Below are 18,499 nucleotides of genomic sequence, written 5' to 3' on the forward strand. Positions count from 1 at the left end.
TTGGGGTTGAATCAGCGGCGGTTGATCGGCTCAACCACTTGCAGCGCCAGGTTGCCCTTGTGGGAACCGAGCTTGACCTTGAATGACGGTACGCCGTTGGCGCGCATGATCAGCTCTTCCGGCAAGTCGACGGGGATGATGTCCCCAGGCGCCATGTGCAAAATATCCCGCAGGCGCAACTGACGGCGGGCCACGGTGGCGCTCAGCGGCACGTCGACGTCCAGCAGGTCTTCGCGCAGGGCCTTGACCCAGCGTTCGTCCTGGTCGTCGAGGTCGGACTGGAAGCCGGCGTCGAGCATTTCGCGCACCGGTTCGATCATCGAGTAAGGCATGGTCACGTGCAGGTCGCCGCCACCGCCATCGAGTTCGATGTGGAAGGTCGACACCACAATGGCCTCGCTGGGGCCGACGATGTTGGCCATGGCCGGGTTCACTTCCGAGTTGATGTACTCGAAATTGACTTCCATGATCGCCTGCCAGGCTTCCTTCAAGTCGATGAAGGCCTGCTCCAGCACCATGCGTACCACCCGCAGTTCGGTGGGGGTGAATTCACGCCCTTCGATCTTGGCGTGACGGCCGTCGCCACCGAAGAAGTTGTCCACCAGCTTGAACACCAGCTTGGCGTCGAGGATGAACAGCGCAGTGCCGCGCAACGGCTTGATCTTGACCAGGTTGAGGCTGGTGGGCACGTACAGCGAGTGCACGTATTCACCGAACTTCATCACCTGCACGCCGCCCACGGCCACGTCCGCCGAGCGGCGCAGCATGTTGAACATGCTGATGCGGGTGTAGCGGGCAAAGCGTTCGTTGATCATCTCCAGGGTCGGCATGCGTCCCCGCACGATGCGATCCTGGCTGGTCAGGTCATAACTTTTGACGCTGCCGGGTTCGGCAGCCATTTCGGTCTGTACCAGACCATCGTCCACGCCATGCAACAGCGCGTCGATTTCATCCTGGGACAGCAGGTCTTGCACGGCCATGTCGTGATCCTACTGCAATACGAAGTTAGTGAAGAGCGCCTGCTCGACCACGACTTTGCCGAGTTCTTTCTGGGCCACTTCCTGCACGCTGGCAGTGACCTTCTGGCGCAACATTTCCTGGCCGACTGGCGTGGCCAGGCTGTCGAAGCTCTGCCCGGAGAACAGCATCACCAGGTTGTTGCGGATCACCGGCATATGCACCTTGAGGGCATCCAGGTCCGCCTGGTTGCGCGCCAGCAAGGTGATGCTCACCTGCAGGTAGCGTTGACGACCATTCTGGTTGTAGTTGGCGACAAAGGCCGGAAGCATCTGCTCGAAGATTGCCGGTTGCTTGACGTTGGTGGCGGTTTCGGCGGTGGGCGCCGGTTTGCTCGCACTGCTGTGCATGATGTACCAGGTGCCGCCCACCGAGGCACCGATCGCCAGGAGCAGGCCCAGCACAATCAACAGGATCAGCTTGAGCTTGCCTTTGCCTGCGGGGGGAGTTGCTGCGTCGTCGCTCTTCGCCATGCCAATAATCCGTCACTATTCGGGGATTCGTAGATCTATGGCAAGGCAAGAGCAAGTGTTATGCCAGAGTTGTCTTAGGCGAAGACAACCTAAATCAAATGTGGGAGCTGGCTTGCCTGCGATGGCGGTGGGTCAGTGCACATGTGTGTCACTGATCCACCGCCATCGCAGGCAAGCCAGCTCCCACACTGACCGGGTTTGAGCAGGAAGTCAGGCATAGTAGTCGACGGCGCTGGAGCCGATCACGCTCTGGCTCACGGGCGCTGCCACTTCGGCCACATCCACAGGGCCACCGGCGTCGCCGCTGTCAGCGCGCCTGCCGCTGCTACTGACGCCTCGCGCCTGGCTCTGCTGTTGCTGCTGGTCATGGCCCCGCGACTGGTCGGAGACATTCACATCCACCTGCCCCATGCCCTGCTGGGCAAACATCTCGCGCAAACGGCCAGACTGGCTTTCCAGCGCTTCACGCACCACCGCATGGCCGCTCATGAAGTTGACCTGGGCCTGCTGGTCCGCCGTCATGTTGACCTTGATGTCCAGGCGCCCCAGCTCAGCGGGCTGCAACTGGATCTCGGCCGACTTGAGGTTAGCGCTGGAGAGGTACATTACGCGGTTGACCACCTCCTCGGTCCAGCCGCTCTGGTGCATGGCCAGGGGCGCATTGGGGACGGGCGCCAAGGCATTCGCGGTTTTCGGCGTGGCCGCCTGGGTCAGCGCCGCCAGGCGGTTGGCGAAATCATCCACACGGGTGTCGCTGCTGGCGTTCTTGAGGTCCTTGAGGCCGTCATCGATCAGCGCGCCGAAGGCCTTGTCGCCTCCCTGGTCGGTGCTGTCCTTGGTGGCTTGCTGGTCGACCATGTTGGCCAGGCCGGCGGCAAAGCTCTGCGCGGCGGTCGGCTGATCCTGAGTGGTGGGCGCGGCTTTCTGCGGCGCCTGGCTGCTGGCCGAGACATGACCGCCCTGCTCCATCGCCAGGCGCACGGCCGGCATCGAATCCAGCGGGTCGGCCTCAGGGTCGAAGGCCGGCTGCTTGGGCTCCTCGGTTACCGCGATGAGCGGCTGGGCGTTGTCATCTGCGGCCGTGACGGCAGGCGCTTGTACCGGCACAGGGACCGCCACAGGCGTCACGGTGGCAACCAGCGCCGGGTCGGCAACCGGTTGCAGCGCCAGGGACGGGTCGGCAGGTGGCTCGCCTTCACTATCAGCGTGGTCGTCGCTCTTGGCCGGCTTGGCAGGCAAGGGATTGCCGCTATCGGCAACCGCTGGCGCGCTGGCGGCAGGTTTATCGTCGCCGGCGGGCGGTTTGGCGCTGGCATCAGAAGCCTTGTCGCGCACCGGTTTGGCTGGCGCGTCGTCGCTCTTGGCCAGCGGCTTGGCAGCTTGCTTGGCAAACACTTGAGCGAAGCCAGCGCCCTTGTCCCGCGGAACCGCAGGCGCTACCGCAGGCGTGGCGGCCGGCGCTTGAGGCTTGGCCGCAGTGGCAGCCTGAAGAAGCGAATTGGGGACGACTGGCATAAGTTAGGGTCTCCACTGCATGGGGTCGGGGATGCAGTCTATGGAGGTAGAGCAAGAGTCGGGCCAAGTCAGGCCGATAAAATATCAAACCCCAGAAAACCGCTCCCGCTCATGCTCATACAGTGGGCGAACCAGCGCAAACTCACGATCAATCTGATCCACCAAAGGCCCCAAGTCCGAAGCTGGCTTGATGGACTCGGTCTCCAACCGCTCACACAACGTCGCCAACCGCACCGCTCCCAGGTTGCCACTGCTGCCCTTGAAGCTGTGCGCAATGCGCCCCAACGTCTTGGCGTCGTTGCGCGCCTTGCGCAGCGCTTGCACGCGCTCTTCAGAATCATGCAGAAAGGTGTCCAGCAGCGTGGGGTACTCGCTTTCCATGACTTCCTGCAAACCCGACAACACCTCGGGGTCCATATGAATCTCAGCCACTTGCTCGCTCCTTGATCAAGAATCGGCGGATTATGCCAGAGCCTCCCAGCAAAACTCCACGCAGACACTGCGACCGCCATCGGACCAGCGTACCGCGTTGCTCAACTGACGCACCAGGCTCAGGCCCCGGCCAGACAGACGGTCTATGTCCACGGGGCGTGCCAGCTCCTGCTCCACATCAAAGCCCTGCCCGCTGTCTTCGAGGCGCACGCTCAATTTGCCGCCCTTGTCGGTGGGCACCACCTGCATATGCAGGCGCACATAACCGCTGTCCAACTGCGCCAGGCGCTCATGGCGCTGGCGATAATACTGCGCAAACCCCTGGGCATCGCGCTTGAGCCGTGAGTCCAGGCCCAGTACGCCATGCTCCAGCGCGTTGGAATACAACTCGGCCATCACACTGTAAAGCGCCCCGCTCTGCTCGCGCAGGCCGTGGATTTCCAACAGCAGCTGCAGCAGGTACGGCAGCGGGTTGTAGGTCCTGAGGGTCTGGGCGCGGAATTCGAAACTCACCGACCAATCCAGTGGGCACGACTGGCCGCTGTCGGCATACATCGGCTCGGCCGCCCGCAATGGCTGGCCTGCCTGCAACGTGATCTCGACCATGCTGACGTCATCGCGCGCCTGGCCGCGAAAGGCCGCCAGGGCCTGCTCGATGTCCTCGAACAGGCGGTCGGGCTCGCGGTTGGCGGCGAACACCTGCTGCAAGCGCTCGGCACCGAACAGTTGATCGTTGGCGTCAGCGGTGTCCAGCACACCGTCGGAGAGCAGGAATACCCGGTCGCCCAACGCCATGGGCCAGACCTCGGTGCTGTCATCGAACGCCTCTGCCGACAACACCCCCAAGGGCAGGTGCCGCGATATCAATGGCGTGCGCCTGCCCGTGGCGACTTCATGCACATAGCCTTCGGGCATGCCGCCGCTCCACACCTCCACCGCACGCCGCTGGGCGCTCAGGCACAGCAAGGTGGCACAGCAGAACATGTCTACCGGCAGGATGCGCTTGAGCTTGGCGTTCATTTCCCGCAGGGTCTGCGTGAGGCCATAGCCCTTGGCGGTCATGCCGTAGAACACCTCGGCCAGGGGCATGGCACCGATGGCGGCCGGCAAGCCATGGCCAGTGAAATCCCCTAGCAGCACGTGCATATCGCCGGACGGTGTGTAGGCCGCCAGCAACAGGTCACCGTTGAACAACGCATAAGGCGATTGCAGGTAGCGGATATTCGGCGCGGCGTTGATGCAACCGGAATGGGCGACCTTGTCGAACACCGCCTTGGCCGCCCGCTGCTCATGCATCAGGTGTTCGTGATGCCTGGCGATCAGGTCACGCTGTTGCAAAACCGTGGCTTGCAGGCGGCGCAGGCGGTCCATGGCGTTGATCTTGGCCGCCAGGATCAAGGGGTTATAGGGTTTGGGCAGAAAGTCATCGCCGCCGGCGTCCAGGCACTGGGCCAGGGCTTCGCTTTCGCGCAGCGACGTGAGGAAGATGATCGGTACCAGCGCCTCCCCCGCCAGTTGCTTGATCTGCCGCGCGGCTTCAAAGCCATCCATGACCGGCATCAGTGCGTCCATCAACACCAGTTGCGGACGCTCGCGGGCAAACACCTCAATCGCTTCGGCGCCATTGCTGACAGTCAGCACCTGATGGCCCTGGCGGCGGATGATGCTCGCCAGCAACAGGCGGTCGGCGGCGCTGTCTTCGGCGATCAGGATGGTCAGCGCCTCCAGGACAGGGGCCAGGGCGCTCAATTGATATCGAACAGTTTGTCGAAGTTGGAGATGGCGAGGATCTTGCGCACGTCGGAGTTGCTGTTCGTCACGCGGACCTCGGCGTCATCGCCGCCGGCATGATCCCGTAGCAACAGCAGCATGCCGAGGGCTGAACTGTCCATGTAGGTGGCATCCTTGAGGTCGACGATGTAGGTCTCGGGGACCTTGTAGAAACGCTCGTAGGCTTCCCGAAACGCCTGGTGGCTGCCGAAATCGAACCGGCCCTTGATTGCGATCGTCAACTTTTTCCCGTCCAGGGATACTTCTGACTCGACTGACATGTGACTGCTTCCTTGTCATTGCACTAGACACAAGGTGTAGCAGCTGAACCGCATCTGAGCAACACAGCTCCCACATTGGATTTGTGGTGCCGGTTAGAACTGTTCTGGGCGGGGAAGGCGTTGGGACAACTCATCGAGCAGTTTTTGCTCGCGCTTGTCTTCGATGGCTCGCGCTTCGTCGATGTAGCGCTGCACCAGCTTGCGCAGCCCCTCGACCCGGGCAAACGCCTGTTGCCAGGCCTCGCGGGCTTTGTCGAGGTTGGCCTCGTGCCAGGCCAGGCTCTGGCGTTGCTGGCCGACGGCAGTTTCAAGCTGATTGAGAAAGCCCTGGTACCCCATCAGCCACTGGCCAGAAACACCCTGGCTGCCGCGCTCGATCCACTGCTGTTGATACTCGCCACGAAAACGCTCCAGGTCGCCCAGCTTGCTTTGGGCCAACCGCACCTGGCCCTGGAAATAACCCAGGCGCTGTACGGCGGCTTTCTCGGCCTTTTCGGCCATGTCCACCACCGGGGCCAGGCGTGCGGCGCGGCTGTTGGCCATGGCTTAGCCGCCCGGCGCCGGGGCGAAGATGGACTGCAAGTGCGACTGGCTTTCGCCCATGGTGATCTTGTCGTTGAGACCCTGGCGCAGGTAGGTTACCAGTTGCGGCTGCAAGGCGATGGCCAGGTCGGTGTCGCGGTCGCCACCGGCCACATAGGCGCCGACGCTGATCAGGTCACGGCTTTGCTGGTAGCGCGACCACAGCTGCTTGAACTGCTGGGCACGGGCCATATGCTCCGGCGTGACCACCGCCGGCATCACCCGGCTGATGGACGCTTCGATATCGATGGCTGGGTAATGCCCCTCTTCCGCCAGGCGCCGCGACAGCACGATGTGGCCGTCGAGCACGCCCCGGGCCGAGTCGGCAATCGGGTCCTGTTGGTCGTCGCCTTCAGACAACACGGTGTAGAACGCGGTGATCGAGCCACCGCCGGCTTCGGCATTACCGGCACGCTCTACCAGCTTGGGCAGCTTGGCAAATACCGACGGGGGGTAACCCTTGGTCGCGGGCGGCTCACCGATGGCCAGGGCGATCTCGCGCTGGGCCTGGGCGAAACGCGTGAGCGAGTCCATCAGCAACAGGACGTTTTTGCCCTTGTCGCGGAAATATTCGGCGATGCGCGTGCAGTACATCGCCGCACGCAAGCGCATCAGCGGTGCATCGTCTGCCGGAGAAGCGACGACAACGGAACGCTTGAGCCCTTCTTCACCGAGGCTGTGCTCGATGAACTCCTTCACTTCGCGGCCCCGCTCACCGATCAGCCCCACCACGATGATGTCGGCCTCGGTAAAGCGCGTCATCATGCCCAGCAACACCGACTTACCCACGCCGGTACCGGCGAACAGGCCCAGGCGCTGGCCGCGACCGACCGTCAATAAACCGTTGATGCTGCGAATGCCCACGTCCAGCGGCACGCTGATGGGGTTGCGCTTGAGCGGGTTGATGGTGGGGCCGTCCATCGGCACCCAGTCTTCGGCCTTCATGCCGCCCTTGCCGTCCAGCGCACGGCCGGCACCGTCGAGTACGCGGCCCAGCATGCTCATGCCCATGGGCAGGCGGCCAGTGTCGGCCAGCGGCACCACGCGGGCGCCGGGAGCGATACCCGCCAGGCTGCCCACCGGCATCAGAAAAATCTTGCTGCCGGAAAAGCCCATCACCTCGGCTTCGACCTGCACCGGGTGGTAGCTGTCGTCGTTGATCACCAGGCAGCGGCTGCCCATGGCGGCGCGCAGGCCTTCGGCTTCGAGAGTCAGGCCGACCATGCGCAACAAGCGCCCTTCAAGAACCGGCTGGCCGGGCAACTCGGTGGCCTCGGCGTAGCTGCCCAGGCGCTTGGCGAAGCTGGTGCGATCAAGGCGCATCGGTGGCGTCCAGGTCAACGCTCAGGTCAGGCTCGGCGGGATGCAGGGCCTGTTCATGCAGTTGATCAAACAACTTGGCCATGATCTGGCTGATACGGGTTTCCACTGTCGCGTCAATGCGGCTGTGTTCGGTCTCGACGCGGCAACCACCCGGCTGCAACGAAGCGTCTTCGACGATGCGCCAGGTTTCTTCATGACGCTCGCGCAGGGCTTTGACCTGTTCGAAATCTTGCGGGTTGATGTACAGCCGCACATTGCCGACGCCCAGGGGCAGCAGCTTGAGGGCTTCACGCATCACACCTTCGATCTGGCTGGAATCGAGCACCAGTTCGCGCTGGATCACCTGGCGAGCAATGTGCTGCACCAGGCCGACCATGGATTTTTCCAGCTGCGAGTCCTGTTCGGCGATAGGGTCGAACAGGTTGCCCATCAGGCGCTCCAGGCTGCCCAACTTGGTGGCCAGCGCCGCTTCGGCCTCCTGGCGAACCTTGAGGGTGGTGCTGCGAAAACCGTCTTTTTCCCCCGCCGCAAAGCCTTCGTTGTAGGCCTCCTGGCGAATGGTTTCCAACTCTTCGAGGGTCAGTGGCTGGACTTCATCCAGTGGCACTTCTTCCATCTCTGCCGGAGGTTCTTCAACCGGTTCAGGCTCGGGCTCCGGCACATGGGGGTCGAAGCTGGGCAGCGACCAGATGTCGAAGCCGCCGACATCCCGCGCGCGAATCAGATCGCTGGGCGCCTCATCTTTATTCGACATGCAAGGCGCCTTAGATCATTTCTTCGCCGCCCTTCCCGCCGAGAACGATTTCTCCGGCTTCGGCCATACGGCGGGCAATGGTGAGGATTTCTTTCTGAGCGGTTTCCACGTCGCTGACGCGCACCGGGCCCTTGGCTTCCAGGTCGTCGCGCAACAGCTCCGAGGCGCGCTTGGACATGTTCTTGAAGATCTTTTCTTTGACGTTTTCGTCCGAGCCCTTGAGCGCCAGCACCAGCACGTCCGAGGACACTTCGCGCAGCAGCGCCTGGATGCCACGGTCGTCGACATCGGCCAGGTTGTTGAACACGAACATCAGGTCTTCGATCTGGCCGGACAGGGTGTCGTCGATCTCGCGGATCGAGTCCATCAACTGGCCTTCGACCGAGCTGTCGAGGAAGTTCATGATGTCGGCTGCGCGCTTGATGCCACCCAGGGTGGTGCGCGAGGCGTTGGAATTGCCGGAGAACTGCTTCTCCAGAATCGTGTTGAGTTCCTTGAGCGCTGCCGGCTGCACAGTGTTCAGCGACGACACACGCAGGATGATGTCCAGGCGCACTTTATGGTCGAAGTGGCCAAGCACTTCGCCGGCCTGGTCGGGGTCCAGGTAGGCCACCACGATCGCCTGAATCTGCGGGTGCTCGTAGCGGATCACGTCGGCCACCGCACGCGGCTCCATCCACTTGAGGCTATCCAGGCCGCTGGTGTTGCCACCCAGCAGGATGCGGTCGATCAGGCCGTTGGCCTTGTCTTCGCCCAGGGCCGAGGTGAGCATCTTGCGAATGTAGCTGTCGGAGCCGACGCCCAGGCTGGTCTGGTCGCCGACGATCTCGACGAACTCGCTCATCACCTGCTCGACTTGCTCGCGGTGCACATTGCGCATCTGCGCCATGGCCACGCCGACACGCTGGACCTCTTTGGGGCCCATGTGGCGCAGCACTTGGGCGGCGTCGGTTTCACCCAGGGACAGCAGCAGCACGGCGGCTTTGTCGACCCGGGACAGCTTGGCCACAGCGGCTCGATCATTCATCTGCGTTAATCCACTCTTTCACGACCTGAGCCACACGGCCCGGGTCTTCTGCCACCAGACTCTTGATTGCGTTCAACTGAGCGTCATAGCCTTCGCTCGGGCTTGGCAACAGGATGCTTTGCGGGCCGCCGAGGCTGACGCGGTCGTTGGCCAGTTCGCCGTCCAGGCCGCCCATGCCACCCAACTCGACGTCGCCACCGGCCAGTGCCAGTTGCTTCTTGCCGCCGCCGGTGATGTTGTTGAGCACCGGGCGCAATACGCCGAACACCAACACCAGGATGAACAGCACCCCCAGCACTTGCTTGACGATGTCCCAGAACCACGGCTGGGTGTAGAACGCCGGGTCGGCGATCACTTCACCGCGCTCGGCGGAGAACGGCATGTTGATCACGCTGACGCTGTCGCCACGGCTGGCGTCGAAGCCAACAGCGTCCTGCACCAGACGAGTGAAGCGCGCCAGTTCGTCAGCCGTCCACGGCGCACGGGTCACCGCGCCGTCCGCAGGGTTGACCTTGACCTGGTCATCGACCACTACCGACACCGACAGGCGATTGATCTTGCCCTGTTGCTGCTTGGTGTGGCTGATGGAACGGTCGAGTTCGAAGTTCTTGGTGGACTGGTTACGCTTGTCCGCAGGGTATGGCGCAAGCATCGGCTGGCCGGTGGCCGGGTCCATGATCTGCTGGCCGTTGGCGTCCAACAGCGGCTGGCCAGGCTGGATCGCGCCAGCCGTGGCGGCGGCGCCACCAGTGGTTTGCGGTGCCGAGGCCGGCGCGGGTGGCTGGTTGCTCAGGGCGCCTGGCACACCTTGGGGGCCATTGCTGGCGGTGCGTTGTTCGCTGGTGGACTGCTCGCTGCGCAGGGCTGGCTGGTCCGGGTTGAACTGTTCGGAGGTGGACTCGACGGCGCTGAAGTCCACGTCGGCCGACACTTCAGCCTTGTAGCGGTCGTTGCCCAGTACCGGTTGCAGAATGTTATGCACGCGCTGGGTGAGCATGCTTTCCATGCGGCGGCTGTAGTCGAACTGCTTGCCGGCCTGGGTCAGCGCGGAGTTTTCGGCCATGTCGGACAGCAGGTTGCCCTTCTGGTCCACCACGGTGATTTGCGACTTGCTCAATTCGGGAACACTGGTTGCCACCAGGTTGACGATCGCCAGTACCTGGCCAGGCTCCAGGGAGCGGCCAGCAAACAGCTCGACCAAGACCGAGGCGCTGGGCTTGCGTTCGTCACGCACGAACACCGAGCTTTTCGGAATCGCCAGGTGCACACGGGCGGCCTTGACGTTATTGAGGCTGGAAATGGTGCGCGCCAGTTCGCCTTCCAGGCCACGACGATAGCGGGTGGCTTCCATGAACTGGCTGGTGCCCAGGCCCTGGTCTTTGTCGAGGATTTCAAAACCGATATTACTGTCGGACGGCGCCACGCCAGCGGCGGCCAGTTTCATCCGGGCGCGGGCTACGTCATCCGCCTTGACCAGCAAGGCGCCGGAGTTGGGCTCCACGGTGTAGGCGATGTCGGCGGCGGCGAGGGTTTCCATGATCTGCTTGGAATCCATGCCCGACAGGCTGCCGTAAAGGGGGCGGTAATCGGGTTGCTGCGACCACAGCACCACGGCAAAACCAATCGCCACGCTGGCGGCCAGGCCCACCATCAGGCCCACCTGACGCAGCATGGTCATTTCCGAGAGGTTTTCCAGGAACGACAGGCCAAACAACGGCGGTTTGCCGTCGGCCTTGGCGGGGAGGTTGTCGGAGACTGCTTCAGCCATGACTTAAATCTCGTCCTTAAACCGGCATCTGCATGATGTCTTGATACGCCTGAACCAGCTTGTTACGCACTTGGGTCAAGGCCTGGAAGGACACACTGGCCTTTTGCGAGGCGACCATCACATCGGTGAGGTCCACGCCGCTTTTACCGATCTCGAAGGCCGTCGCCAACTGGCTGGACGCCTGCTGGGTATCGCTGACTTTATTGATTGCCTGACCGAGCATGTCGGCAAAATTGCTTTGGCCCAATTCCGGCGCTGGCGCGACGGATTTCGGTTGAGCCATGGCATCCATTTGCATGGCGCGCATATCCAACATCAACCGATTGAACTCAATACCCTGGCTCATGACCTTCTCTCTCCGACGACCCGCAATTTTTTGACACTACGCAGCGGTTACTAGGGGTGGTAGCAACAAGGGTGCCAGCTCTGGAGCAACTCGTAAGAAAAGGCGACAAAGCTTGTCGAACTTGTTACCGGTCATGTGGCGAAAAGATACGCTTCCACATCCATACCGGCGTCGCGCATCTGCGCCAGCTTGTAGCGCAAGGTACGCGGGCTGATGCCCAGGCGCTCGGCCGCTTCTTTGCGGCGGCCACGTTCGGCGCGCAGGGTGTCGATGATCATCTGGAATTCACGGCGGCGCAGGTCATCGCCCAGGGCACCGGCTGATTCCGTCTCGGCGACCACTGGAGCCGGGGCCAGGCTCGGCAACGGCGCAGCGCCATTGCCCATGGCCAGGCAGAAATCCTGGGGCTGGATCAACCCGCCCTGCTGCAAAATCAGCGCACGCTGGATCGCGTTGTCCAGCTCGCGCACGTTGCCCGGCCATGGGTAACTGACCAGGCACGCCTGAGCCTCGGGCGATAAACGCGCCTGGGCATGCTTCATTTTTTTGACGTGGTTGTTGAGCAGGCGCTCGGCCAGGGGAATGATATCCGCCGGGCGCTCACGCAATGGGCGCCAGGCCAGCGGGAACACCGACAACCGGTAGAACAGGTCTTCCCGGAAGCGCCCCGCCGCCACTTCGCCCGCCAGGTCGCGGTTGGTGGTGGCAACCACGCGGATATCCAACTGGATCGGCTTGCGTGCGCCCACCCGCTCCACTTCACGCTCCTGCAATACCCGCAGCAACTTGGCTTGCAGGCCCAGGGGCATTTCCGAGATTTCGTCGAGCAGAATGGTGCCGCCGTCGGCTTGTTCGAACTTGCCGGCCTGGGCCGCGATGGCGCCGGTGAACGAGCCCTTTTCATGGCCAAACAAGGTGGCTTCCAGCATGTTGTCGGGGATCGCCGCGCAGTTGATCGCAATGAACGGTTGTTTGGCACGGCCCGATTGCTGGTGGATATAACGCGCCAGCACTTCTTTACCGGTGCCGGACTCGCCGGAAATCAGCACAGTGGAATCACTGCGCGCCACCCGCGCCGCCAGTTCAAGCAACTGCGCGCTGGCCGGTTCAAAGGCAATCGGGCCATCGCCGTCGGCTGCGGGCATCACGCCCAGGGCATGCCGGGCGACCAGTTCGATCAACGCCTTGGGCTCGAACGGCTTGACCAGGTAATCCGCCGCGCCCTGACGCATGGCATCCACCGCCCGCTCCACCGCGCCATGGGCGGTCATCAGCAGCACCGGCAGCTGCGGCTGACGCACCCGCAGCAGGCCGAGCAATTGGTGGCCGTCCATGCCGGGCATGTTGACGTCGCTGACCACCAGGCTGAAGGTTTCCTGCTCGACCGCCTCCAAGGCTTCCTCGGCAGAGCCGACCGCACGGTAGTCATGGCCCGCCAACAGCAGCGTGTCAGCCAATGCTTCACGCAGGGCGCGATCGTCTTCCACCAATAAAACCTTGATAGCCATCATCCTCTTACTCCGCGCTTGCCGCGCTGGAAAACAGCGGCAAGGTCATCAATGCACAGGTGCCACGCCCCAGGCGCGAACGCAGTTGCAATTGTCCCTGATGGGCACGGGCCACTGCCTTGACCACGGTCAGGCCCAGGCCAGTGCCGTTGGTCTTGGTGGTAAAAAACGGCTCGCCCAGGCGCTGCAGCACCTGCGGGGCGATACCACTGCCGCTGTCGCTGACGCACAGGCGCAGGGTTTGCCCGCGGGTGTACAGGTGCACTTTCAGGCGCGCCCCGGGGCCACTGGCCTGGGTGGCGTTTTCGATCAGGTTGAGCAGCGCGCCCACCAGGGTGTCGCGGTTGCACAGCAATTCGCCCTGGTGGCTGTCGCACTGCCAGCGCAGGTTGGCCTCCTGCACATGGGTCGCCGCTGCCGCTTGCAGCGACTGCATCAAACCGGCAGGGGTAACGCGATCGGTCAGCGGCAGTTCGCCACGGGCAAATACCAGCATGTCACGTACTTGGTGTTCCAACTCATGCAGGCGCTCCTTGAGGCGCCCGGCAAAGCGTTGGTGGGTGGCCGCTGGTAATTGCTCGTCAGTCAAATGGCTGGCGTAGATCAATGCCGCCGACAACGGCGTACGAATCTGATGGGCCAAGGAAGCGACCATCCGCCCCAGCGACGACAGCCGCTCATGGCGAGCCAACTGATCTTGCAGGTGCCGGGTTTCTGTCAGGTCATTGAGCAGCACAAGCTGGCCCGGCTCGGCGTCCAGGGAACGGGTCGCAATGGACAGCCGGCGCCCGTCCTTGAGGGAGACTTCGTGGCCGTCGTCTTCACGGGGGGCAAAACAGCGGGTGATGACTTCACGCCACAGCTCGCCTTCCAGGGGCAAGCCAAGCAGGTCGCAGGCGGCCGGGTTGGCTTCGCGCACGCGGCCCTGGTCGTCGATGACGATCACGCCACCGGGCAACAGGTCCAGCAGGTTTTGCAGGCGGTTGGCCAGGCGTTCTTTCTCGGCCAGCTCTTGCATGCGCTGGGCGCTGACCACCGCCAGTTCGCCTTTAAGCTCGGAAACCCGGGCCTCAAGCAGGCTGTAGGAGTCGGTCAGCTGGTTCGACATCTGGTTGAACTGCGAGAGCGCGTGCTCCAGGCCCTGGCGGGTCGGCGGCTCTACAGGCGAAACCAGCCCCTGGATGGCAGGGGCCGAAGATAGTTGGGCGGCGTGGGGCATGATGCTCTCTCGCTTGGCTGACCGTCAGTTAAACGGAACGTTGCGAGGGTTGTAGCAATACCCGTGCCGAAAAAAAACTACCTATAAATCAGGTAGTTGAAAAACAGGCGTCAATCATCCGCCTGTTCATCACCTTCTTTGCGGCTCATCCCGTACTTGCGCATCTTCTCCACCAGGGTGGTGCGACGGATACGCAGGCGCTCGGCGGCCCGGGCGACGATGCCGTTGGCATCATCCAGCGCCTGTTGGATCAGGCCTTGCTCCAGGTTGCCGAGGTAGTCCTTGAGATCAAGGCCTTCGGGCGGCAACATCGCGCTAGCGCCGAAGTCTGGAGTATGGCCGTTGATTGCCACGCGCTCTTCCATGTCGCTGCGCAGGCTGTCCATCTGCTCGTCCTCGTCGTCGACGTAGCGGAATTTCTTCGGCAACTCGACCACGCCGATCACCCCGTACGGATGCATGATCGCCATGCGCTCCACCAGGTTGGCCAGCTCGCGGACGTTGCCCGGCCAGCCGTGGCGGCACAGGGACATGATTGCCGCGGAGTTGAAACGAATGGAGCCGCGCTTCTCGTGCTCCATGCGCGAGATCAGTTCGTTCATCAGCAACGGGATGTCTTCCACGCGCTCGCGCAGCGGGGCCATCTCGATGGGGAATACGTTGAGGCGGTAGTACAGGTCTTCGCGGAAGCTGCCGACCTCGATCATGCTTTCGAGGTTCTTGTGGGTGGCGGCAATAATGCGCACGTCCACGCTCTGGGTCTTATTGCTGCCCACGCGCTCGAAGGTGCGTTCCTGCAATACGCGCAGCAGCTTGACCTGCATCGGCAACGGCATGTCGCCGATTTCGTCGAGGAACAGGGTGCCGCCATTGGCCAGCTCAAAGCGCCCGGCACGGCTGGTGATCGCCCCGGTAAAGGCGCCCTTCTCGTGGCCGAACAATTCGCTTTCCAGCAGCTCTGCCGGGATCGCCCCGCAGTTGACCGGCACAAAGGGCCCGTCGCGGCGCTTGGAGTGATAGTGCAGGTTGCGCGCGACCACTTCCTTGCCGGTGCCCGACTCGCCGAGGATCAGCACGCTCGCGTCGGTGTCGGCCACTTGCTGCATCATCTGGCGCACGTGCTGGATGGCGCGGCTGGTGCCGACGAGGCTGCGGAACAGGTTGGGTTCACGGTGACGGCCGCGCTCGCGGGCCTGGTCGTACATCTCGCGATAGACCTGGGCACGGTGCAGGGAATCGAGCAATTTGCTGTAGCTGGGCGGCATTTCCAGGTTGGAAAGCACGCGGCGGCGCTGGTCTTCCGGCAGGTCCACGGAAGAAATATCGCCCATTAGCAACACCGGAAGGAACTCATCCCAGGTAGACAGTGTCTTTAACAGGCCCAGAACTGCGCCAGGAGCGTTTACCGTCCCGATCAATACACAAATGACTTCACGGCTCGACGACAACGAGCTGACCGCCTGCTGCCAATCGTGGCTGCCGCAGGGCAAATTTTCTTCACCAAGAAAATTTAAAATCACCGCTAAATCGCGGCGGCGGACGCTATCGTCATCGATCAGCAGAATTTTGGTTTCACGCCACATGCAATAGCAACTTCCCTAGTAAAACTTCCTGCCCCGGAATGAGGGCAATCTAGACTTCTGTAAGATTTGTTACCTACTAGACGTCTGAAATCTGAAAACAGCACTAGTTAAGTCAAAAATGCTGGCACAGTCAAATATATGACGCACCGTTCGGATTAACTGCGCCCTTTCAACCGAACAGATGGTAAACCTTTGACGCATTTTTCGCTTGGTTGATCTGCGACATCTCTTCGAAAATCGCCTGGCGCTCGCCGGTCGTCACCTCAAGCAACTGCTGGTAAACCGCCAACAGGCTTTCCAGCTTTCCACGCAGCGCATCCTCATCCACCGGCGCTTCGCTCAGCACCTGATCGATCACACTGCGGCAGCCCAGGTCGAGCTCGCTGATGGCATCCCAGTTGCGCGCGGCCAGCGCGTCGACCAGGGCTTCACGGGTTTCATCAATGCGTTGCAGTGCGTGGCTCATGACGAGTTCCTCAAGGCCCATGGCCTTATTCTGCTGCGCCTTGTGGCGCGCCGATAGCATCCCAGCCTTCTTTTACGGTAATCATCAATCGAGCGACTTCGTCGATGATCTCGGCGTCGTTTTGCTGGTTAGCCTCCATCAACCGGTTGGTCATGTAGACATAAAGGCTTTCCAACTGCTGAACATAAGCCGGGTTATCACTCTTTTCAGCATCCAGGCCGTCGCGCAGCCCGATAACGATGTCGATGGCCTTGCCGAGCATCAAGCCCTTCTGTGCGATGTCACCACGCGCCAGGGCGCCCTTGGCCTGGGACATGCGATCCAGGCCGCCTTCCATCAGCATCTGCACCAGGCGATGCGGGCTGGCTTCGGAGATCTGTGCGTGGGAATTGACCTTCTGGTATTGGCGAAGGGCTCGCATAGGGTTCATGTTTCTACCTCGTGACAGGCGACAGCGAAAAGGATTCTAGTAACCAATATGTCGACTGGGCCGCAAAAAGCTTTAACACCGGTCGTCTTTCGGTACGCAAAGGCCAGGCAGGTTGCCTGGCCTTTTGCGTGAGTGGCGATCAGTTATTGGTTTTAGGGTTGTTCAAGGCATTGAGCGTGGTCATGACACTGGTGCTTTGCTGGCGCAGTTGGGCAACCAGGGTGTCCATGGCGTTGTATTTGGCGGAGAGGCTGTTGGTCAGCAGTTCCATGCGCTCGTTCAGGGTTTCCTGCTGCTTTGCGATGTCCTTGAGGCTATCGGACAAGGAAGTGGAACGTGTCGCCAACACCCCGGTAGAGGCCCTGGCAAAGTCATCCGTTGCACTTTTCATGCGCGCCAACATGCCGTCTTTGCCGCTGAACATACTGTTGATATCGGCTGCATTAGTCTTGACGGCGGCGTCCCACTTTTTGTCATCGATTGTCAGCAAGCCGGTAGTAGAGCTTGTGCTCACGCCAAATTGAGCCAACGACTTGAAAGTGCCAGTCCCCGAAAGCGTGTTGAATTCATTGCGGATCGCCGCCTGCAGCGAACGCATGGTCGAGTCACCCGTCAATGCCGCAGCCGTCGTGCTGCCGTCAAGATTCTTGGTGACCTTGGTTTCGGCGTTCATTGCGGTGATCAAGGCGTTGTAGGTATCAATGAAGCCTTTGACTCCGGACTTGAGCGCCGTGTTGTTGGTACTGACGGTGATCAGCGTAGCGTTTTTATCGCCAGAGGTGCCCGTCTTGTAAGTCGACGGCGCCACCAACTTGATGTTCACACCACTGAGCGCGCCCTCGATACTGTTGGTCTTGGACACAGACGCAACACCATCAATGCTGTACAGCGCATCCTTGGGCACGTCGACGACCGTTGAACCCACATCCAAACCGGAGGTGCCGGAAAGCGTAAGGTCGGAACCGGTCCCCATGGTGGTAGAGGTCAGGATCAATCGGGAACCATTGGAGTCGGTCTGGATGTTGGCACTCAGCCCGGAAGTACCAAACTGGGTATTGATCGAATCCCGCACCTGCTGCAAGGTCGCGCCGGCTGGAACATTGACGCTGTAATCCTTGCCCGACTGAGAGATGGTCAAGGTGGTCGGCTTATCCGTAGCGTTCACCACGGCGGAGGTGCCGCCGGAGAAGTTCTTGGTGGACAACTTGGAAGCCTGGGCCAACTGGTCGACGATCAGCCGAAAACTACCATTGGAAGCCGTATTACTCGCAGTCATGGTCGCCGTCTTCTCATCTGACGACGAGCCCGTCAGCCCGGTGAAACTGCTGTCTTTGGACATGGTGTCCAAGGCACCACGGAATGCATCCAACGCTGCTTGAATCTTGCCGATCGAAGACAGCGTGGTGGTCGCCTTCTGGGACGCGGTATTGATCTGCGTCTGCTTGGGCACCTTTTCGGCGTCCACCAAGGACTTCACGATCGCTTGCGTATCGATGTTCGAACCGATACCACTTACCGTTGAACCCGCCATCATCTATCTCCTGTTCGGTGGCTGCCGTTATCTTGACTTATTGCGCCTCAAGACCTGACAGCAACAAATTTCATGCCAGCTCACACCTTGTCGTCAAACAACACGTTGCTTGCGCTGGAAAGGTTTTGTGCCAGTTTCAACGCCGTTTCCGACGGAATCTGACGGATCACTTCACCACTGTCGGTGGCAATGACCTTGACCACGACCCGGTGGGTCGAATCGTCAATGGAAAAATCCAGGCTACGCTGGGCAGCCTGGACGAATTCGCGAATATCGGTTACTGCTTTTTCCAGGTCCGCGCGCTCAGGCTCTTTGCCGGTTGCCGCCACTTCCTGGGCCTTGCTGCTGCTTTGATCGGCAGTCACCTTGGGAGGCGCGCCTTGAGGGGCAACCGGCGGATAAGACTGGTTCAGCTTTACACTCATGTCCATGTCCAATCTCCTCTAAACCGAAAAAACGGAAGGGCACGTAAAC

Annotated in this window: 19 protein-coding genes; all 19 read right to left on the minus strand. The window is 61.5% G+C overall.

Annotated features, from left to right (window positions below):
- Positions 1-11: 11 nt before the first annotated feature.
- Positions 12-980: a flagellar motor switch protein FliM gene (gene fliM, locus CLM72_RS19335; protein WP_014719344.1), complete on the minus strand. Its 969-nt coding sequence runs from the start codon at positions 978-980 to the stop codon at positions 12-14.
- Between the two features lie 9 nt (positions 981-989).
- A complete protein-coding gene (fliL, locus tag CLM72_RS19340) occupies positions 990-1,490 on the minus strand; it encodes a flagellar basal body-associated protein FliL (RefSeq protein ID WP_019818373.1) in 501 nt (166 codons plus the stop codon).
- Between the two features lie 210 nt (positions 1,491-1,700).
- Positions 1,701-3,005 (minus strand): flagellar hook-length control protein FliK, encoded by a 1,305-nt coding sequence (locus CLM72_RS19345; protein WP_105227608.1) that lies wholly within the window; start codon positions 3,003-3,005, stop codon positions 1,701-1,703.
- Positions 3,006-3,089: 84 nt separating this feature from the next.
- Positions 3,090-3,437 carry an Hpt domain-containing protein gene (locus CLM72_RS19350; protein ID WP_105227610.1) on the minus strand — a complete coding sequence of 116 codons (348 nt, stop codon included), beginning with the start codon at positions 3,435-3,437 and terminating at the stop codon, positions 3,090-3,092.
- A 30-nt stretch (positions 3,438-3,467) separates the two neighbouring features.
- The gene (locus CLM72_RS19355; protein WP_105227612.1) at positions 3,468-5,186 is read right to left on the minus strand and encodes a fused response regulator/phosphatase; all 1,719 of its coding nucleotides are present in this window, start codon (positions 5,184-5,186) and stop codon (positions 3,468-3,470) included.
- Positions 5,183-5,488, minus strand: coding sequence for an STAS domain-containing protein (locus tag CLM72_RS19360; RefSeq protein WP_105227614.1), 306 nt, complete (start codon positions 5,486-5,488; stop codon positions 5,183-5,185). The genes CLM72_RS19355 and CLM72_RS19360 overlap by 4 nt, the downstream gene beginning before the upstream one ends.
- A 93-nt stretch (positions 5,489-5,581) precedes the next feature.
- Complete coding sequence (gene fliJ, locus CLM72_RS19365) at positions 5,582-6,031, minus strand: flagellar export protein FliJ (RefSeq protein ID WP_003192954.1); 450 nt, start codon at positions 6,029-6,031, stop codon at positions 5,582-5,584.
- A 3-nt stretch (positions 6,032-6,034) separates the two neighbouring features.
- Positions 6,035-7,393, minus strand: coding sequence for a flagellar protein export ATPase FliI (fliI, locus tag CLM72_RS19370; protein WP_054898641.1), 1,359 nt, complete (start codon positions 7,391-7,393; stop codon positions 6,035-6,037).
- The gene (gene fliH, locus CLM72_RS19375; protein ID WP_014719350.1) at positions 7,383-8,147 is read right to left on the minus strand and encodes a flagellar assembly protein FliH; all 765 of its coding nucleotides are present in this window, start codon (positions 8,145-8,147) and stop codon (positions 7,383-7,385) included. Before fliH ends, fliI begins: the two co-directional genes overlap by 11 nt.
- 10 nt (positions 8,148-8,157) lie before the next feature.
- Positions 8,158-9,174, minus strand: coding sequence for a flagellar motor switch protein FliG (gene fliG, locus CLM72_RS19380; RefSeq protein WP_003192957.1), 1,017 nt, complete (start codon positions 9,172-9,174; stop codon positions 8,158-8,160).
- Positions 9,167-10,942: a flagellar basal-body MS-ring/collar protein FliF gene (gene fliF, locus CLM72_RS19385; RefSeq protein ID WP_014719351.1), complete on the minus strand. Its 1,776-nt coding sequence runs from the start codon at positions 10,940-10,942 to the stop codon at positions 9,167-9,169. Before fliF ends, fliG begins: the two co-directional genes overlap by 8 nt.
- Before the next feature lie 16 nt (positions 10,943-10,958).
- Entirely contained in the window at positions 10,959-11,288 is a 330-nt protein-coding gene (gene fliE, locus CLM72_RS19390) for a flagellar hook-basal body complex protein FliE (protein ID WP_003192959.1), read from the minus strand.
- Between the two features lie 131 nt (positions 11,289-11,419).
- Positions 11,420-12,796, minus strand: coding sequence for a sigma-54 dependent transcriptional regulator (locus CLM72_RS19395; RefSeq protein WP_105229173.1), 1,377 nt, complete (start codon positions 12,794-12,796; stop codon positions 11,420-11,422).
- 7 nt (positions 12,797-12,803) lie between these two features.
- A complete protein-coding gene (locus CLM72_RS19400; protein ID WP_105227616.1) occupies positions 12,804-14,015 on the minus strand; it encodes a PAS domain-containing sensor histidine kinase in 1,212 nt (403 codons plus the stop codon).
- A 110-nt stretch (positions 14,016-14,125) separates the two neighbouring features.
- On the minus strand, positions 14,126-15,598 hold the full coding sequence (locus CLM72_RS19405) for a sigma-54 dependent transcriptional regulator (RefSeq protein ID WP_034126784.1): 1,473 nt from the start codon (positions 15,596-15,598) through the stop codon (positions 14,126-14,128).
- A gap of 169 nt (positions 15,599-15,767) precedes the next feature.
- Positions 15,768-16,064: a flagellar protein FliT gene (locus CLM72_RS19410; protein WP_034126783.1), complete on the minus strand. Its 297-nt coding sequence runs from the start codon at positions 16,062-16,064 to the stop codon at positions 15,768-15,770.
- Positions 16,065-16,089: 25 nt separating this feature from the next.
- On the minus strand, positions 16,090-16,494 hold the full coding sequence (fliS, locus tag CLM72_RS19415; RefSeq protein WP_054898643.1) for a flagellar export chaperone FliS: 405 nt from the start codon (positions 16,492-16,494) through the stop codon (positions 16,090-16,092).
- Between the two features lie 139 nt (positions 16,495-16,633).
- Positions 16,634-18,025, minus strand: coding sequence for a flagellar filament capping protein FliD (fliD, locus tag CLM72_RS19420; RefSeq protein WP_105227618.1), 1,392 nt, complete (start codon positions 18,023-18,025; stop codon positions 16,634-16,636).
- Positions 18,026-18,105: 80 nt separating this feature from the next.
- Entirely contained in the window at positions 18,106-18,456 is a 351-nt protein-coding gene (locus CLM72_RS19425; RefSeq protein ID WP_034126780.1) for a flagellar protein FlaG, read from the minus strand.
- Between the last annotated feature and the right edge of the window lie 43 nt (positions 18,457-18,499).

Origin of the sequence: Pseudomonas sp. MYb193 (assembly GCF_002966775.1) — a bacterium.
GTDB lineage: Bacteria > Pseudomonadota > Gammaproteobacteria > Pseudomonadales > Pseudomonadaceae > Aquipseudomonas > Aquipseudomonas paracarnis.

Bases quoted from the DNA above. Each gene is read 5' to 3' on its own strand.
- fliM (WP_014719344.1), bottom strand. From the start codon at position 980: ATGGCCGTGCAAGACCTGCTGTCCCAGGATGAAATCGACGCGCTGTTG.
- fliL (WP_019818373.1), bottom strand. From the start codon at position 1,490: ATGGCGAAGAGCGACGACGCAGCAACTCCCCCCGCAGGCAAAGGCAAG.
- CLM72_RS19345 (WP_105227608.1), bottom strand. From the start codon at position 3,005: ATGCCAGTCGTCCCCAATTCGCTTCTTCAGGCTGCCACTGCGGCCAAG.
- CLM72_RS19360 (WP_105227614.1), bottom strand. From the start codon at position 5,488: ATGTCAGTCGAGTCAGAAGTATCCCTGGACGGGAAAAAGTTGACGATC.
- fliJ (WP_003192954.1), bottom strand. From the start codon at position 6,031: ATGGCCAACAGCCGCGCCGCACGCCTGGCCCCGGTGGTGGACATGGCC.
- fliI (WP_054898641.1), bottom strand. From the start codon at position 7,393: ATGCGCCTTGATCGCACCAGCTTCGCCAAGCGCCTGGGCAGCTACGCC.
- fliH (WP_014719350.1), bottom strand. From the start codon at position 8,147: ATGTCGAATAAAGATGAGGCGCCCAGCGATCTGATTCGCGCGCGGGAT.
- fliG (WP_003192957.1), bottom strand. From the start codon at position 9,174: ATGAATGATCGAGCCGCTGTGGCCAAGCTGTCCCGGGTCGACAAAGCC.
- fliF (WP_014719351.1), bottom strand. From the start codon at position 10,942: ATGGCTGAAGCAGTCTCCGACAACCTCCCCGCCAAGGCCGACGGCAAA.
- fliE (WP_003192959.1), bottom strand. From the start codon at position 11,288: ATGAGCCAGGGTATTGAGTTCAATCGGTTGATGTTGGATATGCGCGCC.
- CLM72_RS19395 (WP_105229173.1), bottom strand. From the start codon at position 12,796: ATGGCTATCAAGGTTTTATTGGTGGAAGACGATCGCGCCCTGCGTGAA.
- CLM72_RS19400 (WP_105227616.1), bottom strand. From the start codon at position 14,015: ATGCCCCACGCCGCCCAACTATCTTCGGCCCCTGCCATCCAGGGGCTG.
- CLM72_RS19405 (WP_034126784.1), bottom strand. From the start codon at position 15,598: ATGTGGCGTGAAACCAAAATTCTGCTGATCGATGACGATAGCGTCCGC.
- CLM72_RS19410 (WP_034126783.1), bottom strand. From the start codon at position 16,064: ATGAGCCACGCACTGCAACGCATTGATGAAACCCGTGAAGCCCTGGTC.
- fliS (WP_054898643.1), bottom strand. From the start codon at position 16,494: ATGAACCCTATGCGAGCCCTTCGCCAATACCAGAAGGTCAATTCCCAC.
- fliD (WP_105227618.1), bottom strand. From the start codon at position 18,025: ATGGCGGGTTCAACGGTAAGTGGTATCGGTTCGAACATCGATACGCAA.
- CLM72_RS19425 (WP_034126780.1), bottom strand. From the start codon at position 18,456: ATGGACATGAGTGTAAAGCTGAACCAGTCTTATCCGCCGGTTGCCCCT.